An 11,328-nucleotide genomic window follows, 5' to 3' on the forward strand; every position below is an offset into this window, starting at 1 on the left:
GCCCCTACCGATCCCAGGTTCGTGCGCCGCACGTCCACGGCGTACTCTCCTGCCATGCCGCCCCCGGGACACTCGACAGGCGAGCGCCGACCGCGCGCCATGGTCATCGACCTCGCCTGGCGTGACCTCGGCCCCGGCCTGCGAGCGCTGAGCGGACCCGACGGGGCACCGCTCACCCGGACGGTCAAGCTGATCGTGCTGCCGCTGATCGTCAGACCCGCCCACCACCCCGAACTCGCCGGGGACTTCCTCGAAGCGGCCGCCGCCGCGCACCTCGACGGGCTGATACGCGGGTCCGGTCCGCGCCTCGTGGCGACGGCACAGTGGTTCACGCTGCTCAAGAAGGCACGACGGGCGCTGGGCGTCGTGGCGGGGAACCCGCAGGACCTCTACTTCCAGCGCTGCTACGAACTCGCCGTCGAGCACGGCGCCCCCGGGGCCGGAGCGGACGTCACCGCGAAGGCAGTGGTCGAGGACGTCGCCGGCACGACCGGCGGGCGCACCGTCGAAGCCCTGAAGAGCCACTTCGCCGACACCGCCCGGCGCTCCCTGCTGGCGGCGGAGCTGGCCACCGCCTGGGAGAACCGCCCCCCGGCCGCCGACGCCCGCGCTGCCGTCGCGCCGGCCGCCGAAGTCCTCGACGCCTGCGGCACACCGGCGGGGACGGCCGCGGACTCGCCCGCGTACGCAGCCATGGTCGAGGCCGACCACGGCGGCCTGTTCGGCAGAGCACTGTGGGCGGCGCCCCAGGGGGTGTGGGAGGCGGACGGCCGTCCCCTGCCCGATCATCTGGGCCTGAGCGCACGACCGGTGCCGCAGCGGCCGGAAGTGGGCCGGGGGGCGTCGACGGCCACGCTGCCCGCCCCCCTGGACCGCACGCTCTTCGAGCGGCTCTTCGCCGTCCTCCAGTCGTCGTCGCGGCGCGACGAACTGCCCGCGGTGCCCGAGCTCGTGACGCGCGAGACCGGCCGCAGCTGTGCCCCCCTCGGTCTGTACGACAAGAGCCTGCGCGTCGCCGTGGTCCTCGGCGGCCGGCTCGCGGCCGGCCTCGACCCGCTGGGCACCGCACCCCGCGCGGCGGGCGCCACGGCGGCCCACCGCGCCGTCAACAGCCGATGGCAGCGGGAGGCCTGGGTCCTGCGCGCCCGCAGGACGACCGTCTCCCCGCGGCCCGATCCGGACGGCGGCACGCTGGACGCGCTCGCCCAGGATCTCCGTACCCCGTGGGCCGCATACATGCGGAGGCTGTGGGTGCGACTGCACGGCCGGGACGTCCACGACGCACCCCTCAAGGACCTGGCGTCGGCCTGGGCGGTGCTCGACGGGGTGGCCCGCTCGGTGATGATGGACCACCGTGCGAAGGTCAGGTCGGCGTTGCGCGATCTGGCGGCTGGTGCGGAGGCCGCCGCGGTCTCTGCCGGTGACTCGGCGATGGTCCCGGCCGCGACCAGCACCGCGACCCCGGGCGTCGGTCCGGCCCTCGCGGTCGAGGGGAGCGAGGCGTGAGGGGGACCGGGGGCGCCGCCGACACCCCGGACCGGGCCGTGCCCGTCCCCGTGCGGGTCTCGGCGGGCGATGACGGCACGGTCCTGATCACTCCCGCTGCCGCCGCCGACCCCCCGGGCCCCGACTTCACGTACGCCGACCCCCGGGGCCCCGACTTCACGCACGCCGTACTCGATGTCGCCGGTGCCGTCCTGGCGTGGCCCGTCCTCGGCGGACCCGTGCCGCCCACGGCGTACGTGCACGACGCGGGCCGGGCACAGCAGTGGCTGTGGGCGCTGTACGGCGAACGGGTCGCCCTCGCCGTCCACGAGCGGGCCCTGGGCCGGACGGCCGCGGACCGGACCGCGCTCGCGGACGTCGCGGCCCGTCTGGGCCTCGGGCACTGGGCTGCCCGGTGGTGGCCCGCCTCGTACACGGACGGCATCCCGGCACTCGAACCGGACGTGCTCGGCGTGGAGCTGGCCGCGCTCACCCACCGCTGCCAGCAGTTGTTCGACGACGGCGGCGACCAGCCCGACGACCGTGCCGCCGAACTGATCGAGGACCACCGGGCCGCGCTCGCCCCGCTGATCCAGTGGTGGCACGCGACAGCGCACCACCCCGCGCACACGGCACGCCACCTCGAAACCGTTCTGACGCTCGTCGACGCGGCGGCGGACGGAGCCGGACTCGACGGGCCCGCTCTGCGGCACCTCCGTACCGCCCTCGGCGAGCGGCACCCGGCGGGGGCCCCGGCCGGCCCCGGCGCACCGGTCGACCTCGGCGCGCTGTTCGCCCGGCACGACGGCTACGCCCTCGCCGCGGGCGCGCCGACAGCCACGGGCGGCCGGGTGATCGCCCGCGGCGCGGGCGCCAACGACTGGCGCCGCTACCCGCACGGCTACGTCGACGCGGCGGAGGACGCGGTGTCGTGGACCGCGCGGGCGCTCGGTGCCCGGCGGCGGATCGAGGTGGAGGTCGTCGCACACCGCGCGGCGCCCGCCGCCACCGGCACCCTCCTCGTCGCCGACGTGCGCGTGCACGGCGGCCACCGGGGGCGGGTGCCGCTCGCACGGCGGGACGACCTGTGGGCCGGGCACGCGGACGTGGACCTGGACGCGGAGCCGCCGACGGGCCCGGGGCCGGCGGGCGTCGAGGTCGGAGTCCTGCTGCCGGGCTTCGACCCCGGCGCCGCCTCCGCACACGCGGCGGACGACCGCGCCGCCCGTGACGCGGTCCGCGCCCTGGCCCGGCAGCGCCTGGCCACGGCGGCACAGCCATTCCCGTACGGCGAGGCGCAGTCGTTCCCGTACGACGCGGCGCAGTCGTTCCCGTACGGCGAGGCACCGCACACCGCCGTCTCGACGCCGTTCCTCGCCGAGACCGCCGCTACTGCCACCGCCGCGGACGAGGACTACTGACCCATGCCCGGCCCGGACGGACAGACGGACGACATGAACGACGCGCACGGCACGCACGGCACGCACGACGCGCACGGCACGCAGTTGTACGGGGAGCCGTTCGACGGCGGCATCGCCCTGGCGGAGCAGCACCTGCTGGCCGCCGACCACACGGCCGCGGGCGCGGTCTACGAAGAGCTGCTGTCCCTCGCGGAGAGCGTCGAGGACTCGCCCGACGTCCGGTTCCTCCGCGCGCACCTCCTGTCCGACCTCGCGAGCGTCCGGCTCACCGCGACGGACCTGGCCGGGGCAGAGGACGCCGTCGACCGGTCCCGTCGGCTCCTCGACGGCGTCGCGGACACGCCGATGGGCCCGCGCGGCCGCCAGCTGTGGCTGGAGGTCCTCCTGAAGACGCTGCTCGCCGACGCCGACCTGCTGCGCAGGACCGGGCGCCTGGACGAGGCCCTCGCGGCGCTCGACGACGCGGCGCTCACGCTCCCCGAGTTCGACGACCCCGAGGGGCTGCGCGCGGCCGAACTCGGCCTGAACCGGGTGCACCTGCTGATGGAGCGCGGCGCGTGGGGAGCGGCCGAGGAGCAGGCCACGGCGCTTGTCTCGACCACCCCCGCGACCGCGGTGGAGGTCCCGCCGCGCCTTCTGACCGCCCTCGGTCTGATCTGCGCGTCGACCGGGCGGTACGACGCGGCCGACGACCACCTCACCCGCGCGGCGGACGCCTTCGCGGCGATCGGCGACACCGGGGAGCAGCAGTCCCTGCTCGCGCACCGGGCCCACGTCGCGATGCAGCGGGGCGACCTGGAGCTCGCGGAGCGGCTGTTCGCGCGGGCGTCCGCGTTCTTCGAGGCGCAGGGCCGGTCCGGCGACCTCGCGGTCTGCGAGCAGGCCCGCGCGTACCTCGCCGGACGGCGCGGCGACGGCGCGGGGGCGAGCGACCTGGCGGCGGCGAGCCTGGCCCGCTTCGAGGAGATCGGCGCGTCGGTCGCCGCCGCCGACACCGTGCTCCTCGGCGCCCAGCACGCGTACGAGCGCGGCGACGTCCACGAGATGCAGCGCCTCGCGCAGCGGGCCCGCGACGTGTACCAGGAGCGGGCGGTGTACGAACGGTGCGCACAGGTCGACCTGATGCTGGCCCGTACCCTCGAGGACAACCTGAACCGCACCGACCACGGCGCGCACGAGCGGCAGTCCGTGGACACCGCGCTCTCGCTCGCCCTTCCGGCGGCGCTGGCCCTGGAGGCGGCGCGCTACGACTTCGTCACCGCCCACGCCCGCAGCCAGTGGCTGGCCCTCGCGGACGACGCGATGCGTCTCGTCCTCCGCCTCGTCGAACGCCGTCAGGACCAGGGGCTGCTCTTCGAAGTCGTGGAACACCGGTGTGCGGGTGCCTCCCTGGCCCTGGAGCGCACGCCCCGCCGGGACGCCGTGCCCGTGTCCCCGGACGCGGCCATGAAGGCGTACGGGGACGCGGGAGGCCCGGACGTGCTCGGTGGTGCGGCCGCGGAGGCCGCCGTCTCCGCCGGGCTGCGCGTCGCGCCGCCGCCGAAGGTGCGGATGTCGCCGGAGTCCGGCCGCGTCGCGCTCCAGGAGTACATCGCGGCGGCCGAGCACCGCTACCGGCGCCGGATCGTCGACGAGCACGAGGTGCCGTTCTGGGCGACCGGCGGTCTGACGAGCCGTCCGGTGGTGCAGGTACGCCTCGTCGACGCCGGTGATCTGTTCATGACCTGGACCTGGGCGGGCGGGGCGCGCGGGTTCGGCACGGGCCGCGGGCCCGCCGCCGAAGTCGACGCGGCGGTACGGGAGCTCGCCACCGCGCTGCCCGGGGCCGACGGGGCGGGCATGGGCGCGGAGGGGGTGCGGCGCGCGTTCACGTCCGGGGCGCTTGCCGACCGCGCGGCCGAGCGGCGGCTGGCGCGACTCCTCGCCGAAGCGCTCTGGCCGGAGGGCCTGACCGCGCAGATCCGGCAGGTGACGGCGCGCGCGGGCCGACCGCTGGTACGCGTCCAGCCTTCACCCCGGGTCGCCCAGGTGCCCTGGGAACTGCTCGCCGTGGACGACGACGTCCGGCTGGTCGAGCTGGCGGACGTCGTGACCACGGCCCCCGCCTCGCTGCGGCGGAGCCGGCCGGGGGAGGCCCGTCCGGCCGGGGCGGGGGCGCCGGTGTCCGGGGCGAGCCCTGCTCCCGGCGAGGTCGGCCCGGTCGTGCTCGTGCTCGACCCCCGCGTCCCCGGCTTCCGCGCCGACTCCCCGCTCGGCTCAGTGCTCGGTCCGCCCGGGTCGGACCCGGAGCTCCTGTCGTTCGTCCGGAGGCGCCTGGACGCGGGTGCCGTCGTACCGGACGTCACGACGCCCGAGGAAGCCCTGCGCCGTACCGATCTGGATCGGGACTGGCTCGGCGGCGTGCTCCGCGCCGGTGCCCGCCGGCTCCTCTACGTCGGGCATGTGAGCGGCGCGCCCCTCGAAGGCGGGCAGAGCGAGGACGGCGCGCTCCACCTGTGCTGCGGCCCGGGGAGCAGTGGTCTCGCCGTACCGCTCCGTACGCATCGTCCGCTCTCCGCCAAGGACCTCCTCCTCGGCACGCTGCCGTTGCGCGCGGACGGGGAGCCGGGGGCCCGGATGTGGCCGGCGCCGCGGCGGGTGGCGCTGCTGGGCTGCGAGAGCGGCGGCGATCTCCGGTTCGCCGAGTCGTTCGGCCTGGCGACGGCGATGCTGCACAACGGCGCCGAACTGGTCACCGCCACCCGCTGGGTGCTGCCGACGAGCTTCGCGTTCCACCGCTTCGCCGGGGTGCCCGCGTCCGTACGTCCGCTGACGGAGGCCGTCGTCGCCGTCGACACCGCCCACGAGGATCCCGACCCCGTGCACCGCCTCGGCCGCTGGCAGCGCGAGCAACTCGCCCGCTGGCGCGCGGACGGCGGGATCGAGCACTCGCCCCTGCTGTGGGCGGCCCTCACGTCCCTCGTCGTGTGAGCCCGCCGGGAAGGGCCGGACGAGCGGCCAGGGAGGCGCACGCGCACGCCCGGGAGAACTCAGGCGGGCGGGACTTCGCCGCGCAGGATGCTGTAGAGAACCATGTCGTGGTAGGAGCCGTTGCGGAACTGGGCGCCCCGCATGACTCCCTCGCGGGTGAACCCGGCTTTCTCCAGGGCCCGTTGCTCCGCGATGTTCGCCACGTTCGTGTGCGCGTCGACCCGGTTCACCTGGGTGTGGGCGAAGAGGTACCGGGCGAGGAGGATCTGGGCCTCGGTGCCGATGCCCTGTCCGCGGGCCTCGGCCACCAGGCCGATGCCGATGTTCCAGCCGTGGTTCAGCGGGCCGAAAGCGGTCCTGCGCCAGGACACGGACCCGAGGAACTCCCGGTCGAGAGCGACGACCAGATGTCCGGAGTCCGTACCGAGGAGGCCGTTCTCCTCCCAGTCGCGCCGCCTGCTCACCGGGTTCGAGAACCCGAACCAGTCGAAGGCCGCACCGGATTCGGGGTCGGTGTTGTGCAGCGCGTGCAGGAGCGGCAAGTCCTCTTCCGCCACGGGACGAAGGCGCAGACCTCGGATCATGCCAGGAGTAAACGCACCGGAGCCCGCTCCCCGCCATGCCGGACGCCTGTGATCCAGGTCACGGCTCATGGGGCTGAAGGGGGCGGTGTTACTGTCCCGACATGTCCAAGGCTGAGATCGACACGCTGACCGCCGAGTTCTTCGGGTCCTTCGACAACCGGGGCGGCAAGGCCGCGGACGTGGCCCGGCTGCGTCGGCTGATGCTGCCGGGCGGAGTGATCGTCGTGACCGAACCGGAGTACGCGGCCTACACGGTGGAGGAGTTCATCGAGCCGCGTGAGCGGCTCCTCGCCGACGGCCGGCTCGTCGAGTTCTCCGAGTGGGAGATATCGGAACGGACCGAGATCGTCGGCAGTATCGCGTCACGGTTCGGTGAGTACCGCAAGTCCGGGGTCCTCGACGGCGAGCCCTTCGAGGGCGGCGGCACCAAGACCATCCAGTTCGTCCGCACGCCGGAGGGCTGGCGCATCGCGGCCTTCTCCTGGTTCGACCGGCCCTGACCGCGATGTGCCGGGTCCCGGCGCGCCCGCGCATGACGGCCGGTCAGGCCGCGCCGGGCCCCGGGACCCTGCGGTGCACGTCCTCGTACAGGTTCCGCATCGCCATGCGGTAGAGCTCGGCCTGGTGGACGCCGAGGAACCCGGTGTGGCCGAAGACCTCCAGGACGACCATGCCGTGGACGTACCCCCACACGCTCAGGAGCAGGGCGGTGGCGGCGGGCGGCAGGGCGAGGCCGTCGGACGGCGCCATGTGCTCCAGGTGCACGAGGAACTCGGGGGAGAGGGAGCGGACGTCGGCCGCGGCCAGTTGGGCCCGGGTGAAGCCGCCGAACAGCTCCCGTTCGAAGACCGCGCTCATCCGGCGGTTCGCCTCCGTGGTGGGACCGTCGACGGGCGCGTGATAGTGCCGCAGGGGCGTGCCGTACAGGAGTTGGAACCGCTCGGGATGGTCGATGGCCCAGCGGCGGTAGCCCTCGGCGGCGACGACGAGTCCGGGCAGGTCCGGGTCCTCGGGTGCGATCTCGGTGGCCTGCTGCACGGCGTCGGCCAGGTCGTCGTACGCCTTGGTGATGAGCGCCGTCACCAGGTCGTCCCGGCTCGGGAAGTAGTGGTACAGCGCCTGCACGGTCATGCCGAGGCTCCGGGCCACCGCCCGCAGGGACAGGCCGTGCGGTCCGTCCTCGGCGATGTGGGCCTCGGCGGCGCTCACGATCTCCTGGACGGCGACGGCCCGGCGCCGCTCACGCAGGGTCGGTCGGGCGGTCTGCGCATTGTCTGGGGACATGAGGCGACCGTACGTCCAATTTCCCTTGCACGGCACCAGGAATCCGTCGCCTGTGAAGAAAATCTAACACTGCTCAATCAAGTTGAACCCCGCTAGCGTCATCGACGGAGCCGGGGAGCGCAAGGCAGCGCTCCGGGCCCGGATCACCGGGCCTGGCCCTCCTTTCACCGCAACACCCGAAGGAGAAAGAGCGTGTTCGAACGCATAGCGGAACTGGCGATCCGCCGGTCCCGGCTGGTACTCGTCGTGGCCGCCGTGGTCGTGGTCCTCATGGGCGCCCTGGGCGCCGGTGCGTTCGGGAAGCTGCTGGGGGGCGGCTTCGACGACCCGGCCTCGCAGTCCTCCCGCGCCAGGGAGGTCATCGACGACAAGTTCGGCGGCGAGACGAACCTGGTCCTCCTGGTCCGCTCCGCCGACGGCCGCGTCGACTCCGGGGCGGCCGAGAAGAGCGGCAAGGCGCTGGTCGCCGACCTCAAGAAGGAGAAGGACCTCGCCAACGTGGTCTCCTTCTGGGACACCAGGAGCCCTGACCTGCGCTCCGAGGACGGCCGTGAGGCCGTGGTGCTCGCCCGCGTGGCGGGCAAGGACGCGGAGCTGCAGGAGAACGCCAAGGCGCTCATCGACGACTACGCCGGAACGTACGAGGACACGCTCACGGTCAAGGCCGGCGGCAGTGCCGGCGTGAGCTACGAGATGGGGCCGCAGACCACGGAGGACCTCGTCCTCGCCGAGTCCATCGCCGTGCCCCTGATCCTGCTGCTTCTCCTCGCCGTCTTCGGCACCGTGGTCTCCGCGCTGCTGCCGCTCGCCATCGCGCTCATCGCCATCGTGGGCGTGTTCGCCCAGCTCTTCGTCGTCGGCAGCGTCACCGACGTCTCCCTCTTCGCCATCAACCTCACCACCGCACTCGGCCTCGGCCTCGGCGTCGACTACGCCCTGCTGATGATCAGCCGCTTCCGGGAGCAGCTCGCGGCGGGTGCGAGCGTGGAGGACGCCGTCCGCAGGACGATGAGCACCGCGGGCCGCACGGTCGCCTTCTCCGCCGCGACCGTGGCGGCGGCGCTCGCCGCGCTCATGGTCTTCCCGCAGTACTTCCTGCGCTCGTTCGGCTACTCCGGCGTCGGTGTCGTCCTCATCGCTGCCCTCGCCACCCTCTTCGTGATGCCGGCCCTGCTGAACGTCCTGGGGCACCGGGTCGACAAGGGGCGGATGCCGTGGGTGAAGCCGGGGCGCACCGCCGACTCCGGGTCCTCCGTGTGGGGACGCCTGGCCCGCACCGTCATGCGCCGGCCCTCGCTCACCGCGCTGCCCGTGCTCGCCGTCCTGCTGCTCGCCGCGAGCCCGCTGCTCGGCATCACCTTCGGCACCGCGGACGAACGGGTGCTGCCCGAGGGCGCCGAGAGCCGCCAGGTCTCGGCGTCGCTGCGGCACAACTTCAACGGCAACGACGCCGCCGCGCTCCACGTCGTCATCGACGAGGCCGTGGACAAGGCCCCGCTGGCTTCGTACGCGACCAAGCTCTCCGCACTCGACGGCGTCGCCCGCGTCGAGACCAGCGCGGGCGTCTACGCCAAGGGGCGGGCGGAGGCGACCGGACCCGGCAACGCGGCGCTCGGCCGCGACGACGGCCAGCAGCTCAACGTGGTGAGCAAGCTGACGCCGAAGTCCGACGCGGCCAAGGACCTGGTGGCGAAGGTCAGGTCGGCCACGCCGCCCGCCGGGACGGACCCGCTGGTCGGCGGCGGCGACGCCGAACTGGTCGACTCCAACGACTCCATCGGCGGCAGGCTCCCGCTCGCCATCGGCCTGATCGCCGTCACCACCTTCGTGCTCCTCTTCCTCTTCACCGGCAGCGTCGTGCAGCCGCTGCGCGCCCTCGTCCTCAACCTGATCAGCCTGGGCGCCACCCTCGGCGTCATGACCTGGATCTTCCAGGACGGCAACCTCTCCGGTCTGCTCGGCTTCACCGCGCAGCCGATGGAGACCTCGATGTCCGTGCTGATGTTCTGCGTGGCCTTCGGGCTCTCGATGGACTACGAGGTGTTCGTCACCAGCCGGATCAAGGAGCTGCACGAACTCGGCGAGGACAACGAGTCCGCCGTCGCCAACGGCCTCGGGCACACCGGACGCATCGTCAGCGCGGCGGCCGTCCTGCTCGCGGTCAGCTTCTTCGCCTTCGGCACCGCCAAGATCAGCTTCCTGCAGATGTTCGGCCTCGGCAGCGGCCTCGCCATCCTCATCGACGCCCTCGCCGTCCGCGGTGTCCTGGTACCGGCCGCGATGCGGCTGCTCGGCCGCTCCGCCTGGTACGCGCCCCGGCCGCTGCGCAGGTTCCACGACCGGTTCGGCCTGAGCGAGAACGGCCCCGAGGCCGCGCCCGCGCCGCGGCCCGTGGCCCCGCACCCGCAGGAGAGGAACCCGTCGGGCGTCTGACCCGCACGACCGCGCTCCGGTCCCGTGCCCGCCTCCGCACCGCGGAGGCGGGCACGGGCGTGTCCGGGAAGTGACGACCGGGTGTTCTCGGTCGTCGTGGAAGAAGTGGGTGCGCAGTGAACATGGATGCTCCAGCAGTGGGCACCCGGCGCTGACTCTGTTCTCCACCCTTACTTTTAAGGCGGCAACGTGACCTACTCCGTCAACGTCCCAGAAGCGACCGCTTCCCGCACGGCACCGGCCGAGGCCACCGAGGACCTGCCGTGGATCGAGGACGGCGCCGACGTCGCGCCGCGGGACGCGCGCGAGCTGACGAAGCTGTTCCTCGACCGGCTGCAGTCCCTGGAAGAGGGCACGCGGGAGTACCAGTACGCCCGCAACACGCTGATCGAGATGAACCTTTCCCTGGTCAACTTCGCCGCCCGCCGCTTCCGGAACCGGGGCAGCGGCGACATGGAGGACATCGTCCAGGTCGGCACGATCGGTCTGATCAAGGCCATCGACCGGTTCGACCTGTCCCGTGAGGTCGAGTTCACCTCGTTCGCGATCCCCTACATCGTCGGCGAGATCAAACGATTCTTCCGCGACGCGACCTGGGCCGTCCATGTCCCCCGCCGCCTCCAGGAACTGCGCGTCACCCTCGCCAGGGCCAAGGAGACCCTCTCCGCCACACTCGGGCACCCGCCCACGGTGAAGGACCTCGCCGCGCACCTGGAGCTCACCGAGGACGAGGTCGTCGAGGGCCTGGTCGCCGCGAACGGCTATGTCGCCGGGTCCATCGACACCCCCGGCAACGAGGACGACTCGGGCGACGGCGGGATGACGTACGCCGAGACCATGGGCGAAGTCGACCCGGCCCTCGACCTGTTCGAGAACCTGCACGCGCTCGGCCCGGCGATGCAGCAGCTCGACGAGCGCGAACGGGCCATCATCGAGATGCGCTTCGGGCAGGAGATGACCCAGGCGGAGATCGGACGCGAGCTGAAGGTGTCCCAGATGCAGGTCTCCCGGCTGCTCAGCCGCATCCTCGGCAAACTCCGCGCCGGACTCCTGAGCACATGAGGTGCCCGCGGCACACATGAGGAACCCGCGGACCGGACGGGCCGCCCGCCGGTCCGCGGGACGGCACCGACCACGGCACCCAGGAGGGT

Annotated in this window: 8 protein-coding genes; 6 read left to right on the forward strand and 2 right to left on the reverse strand. The window is 73.5% G+C overall.

Features of this window, described 5'->3' with window-relative positions:
- Positions 1–54 precede the first annotated feature (54 nt).
- Genes GPA10_RS33090 through GPA10_RS33100 form a run of 3 tightly spaced genes read left to right on the forward strand, consistent with a single transcriptional unit; the run spans position 55 to position 5,876 of the window.
- Complete coding sequence (locus tag GPA10_RS33090; protein WP_246260237.1) at positions 55–1,506, forward strand: hypothetical protein; 1,452 nt, start codon at positions 55–57, stop codon at positions 1,504–1,506.
- Entirely contained in the window at positions 1,503–2,906 is a 1,404-nt protein-coding gene (locus tag GPA10_RS33095; RefSeq protein ID WP_343041600.1) for a hypothetical protein, read from the forward strand. The genes GPA10_RS33090 and GPA10_RS33095 overlap by 4 nt, the downstream gene beginning before the upstream one ends.
- 33 nt (positions 2,907–2,939) lie before the next feature.
- Positions 2,940–5,876 carry a CHAT domain-containing protein gene (locus tag GPA10_RS33100; protein WP_157168746.1) on the forward strand — a complete coding sequence of 979 codons (2,937 nt, stop codon included), beginning with the start codon at positions 2,940–2,942 and terminating at the stop codon, positions 5,874–5,876.
- Positions 5,877–5,935: 59 nt separating this feature from the next.
- On the opposite strand, the gene GPA10_RS33105 is transcribed toward GPA10_RS33100, so the two are convergent.
- Positions 5,936–6,460, reverse strand: coding sequence for a GNAT family N-acetyltransferase (locus tag GPA10_RS33105; protein WP_157168695.1), 525 nt, complete (start codon positions 6,458–6,460; stop codon positions 5,936–5,938).
- A gap of 101 nt (positions 6,461–6,561) precedes the next feature.
- On the opposite strand from GPA10_RS33105, the gene GPA10_RS33110 reads away from it, so the two are divergent.
- On the forward strand, positions 6,562–6,960 hold the full coding sequence (locus GPA10_RS33110; RefSeq protein WP_058847157.1) for a nuclear transport factor 2 family protein: 399 nt from the start codon (positions 6,562–6,564) through the stop codon (positions 6,958–6,960).
- A gap of 43 nt (positions 6,961–7,003) precedes the next feature.
- Here GPA10_RS33110 and GPA10_RS33115 read toward each other — a convergent pair whose 3' ends face one another.
- A complete protein-coding gene (locus GPA10_RS33115; RefSeq protein WP_058847156.1) occupies positions 7,004–7,744 on the reverse strand; it encodes a TetR/AcrR family transcriptional regulator in 741 nt (246 codons plus the stop codon).
- 192 nt (positions 7,745–7,936) lie between these two features.
- Between GPA10_RS33115 and GPA10_RS33120 the strand changes: the two genes are divergently transcribed.
- Together GPA10_RS33120 and GPA10_RS33125 are read left to right on the forward strand one after the other, a co-directional pair.
- The gene (locus GPA10_RS33120; protein ID WP_343041601.1) at positions 7,937–10,177 is read left to right on the forward strand and encodes an MMPL family transporter; all 2,241 of its coding nucleotides are present in this window, start codon (positions 7,937–7,939) and stop codon (positions 10,175–10,177) included.
- A 189-nt stretch (positions 10,178–10,366) separates the two neighbouring features.
- The gene (locus GPA10_RS33125; RefSeq protein ID WP_058847154.1) at positions 10,367–11,239 is read left to right on the forward strand and encodes an RNA polymerase sigma factor SigF; all 873 of its coding nucleotides are present in this window, start codon (positions 10,367–10,369) and stop codon (positions 11,237–11,239) included.
- Positions 11,240–11,328 lie beyond the last annotated feature (89 nt).

The organism is Streptomyces typhae, from assembly GCF_009755605.1.
GTDB classification, from domain to species: domain Bacteria; phylum Actinomycetota; class Actinomycetes; order Streptomycetales; family Streptomycetaceae; genus Streptomyces; species Streptomyces typhae.

Bases quoted from the DNA above. Each gene is read 5' to 3' on its own strand.
- GPA10_RS33090 (WP_246260237.1), top strand. From the start codon at position 55: ATGCCGCCCCCGGGACACTCGACAGGCGAGCGCCGACCGCGCGCCATG.
- GPA10_RS33100 (WP_157168746.1), top strand. From the start codon at position 2,940: ATGAACGACGCGCACGGCACGCACGGCACGCACGACGCGCACGGCACG.
- GPA10_RS33105 (WP_157168695.1), bottom strand. From the start codon at position 6,460: ATGATCCGAGGTCTGCGCCTTCGTCCCGTGGCGGAAGAGGACTTGCCG.
- GPA10_RS33110 (WP_058847157.1), top strand. From the start codon at position 6,562: ATGTCCAAGGCTGAGATCGACACGCTGACCGCCGAGTTCTTCGGGTCC.
- GPA10_RS33115 (WP_058847156.1), bottom strand. From the start codon at position 7,744: ATGTCCCCAGACAATGCGCAGACCGCCCGACCGACCCTGCGTGAGCGG.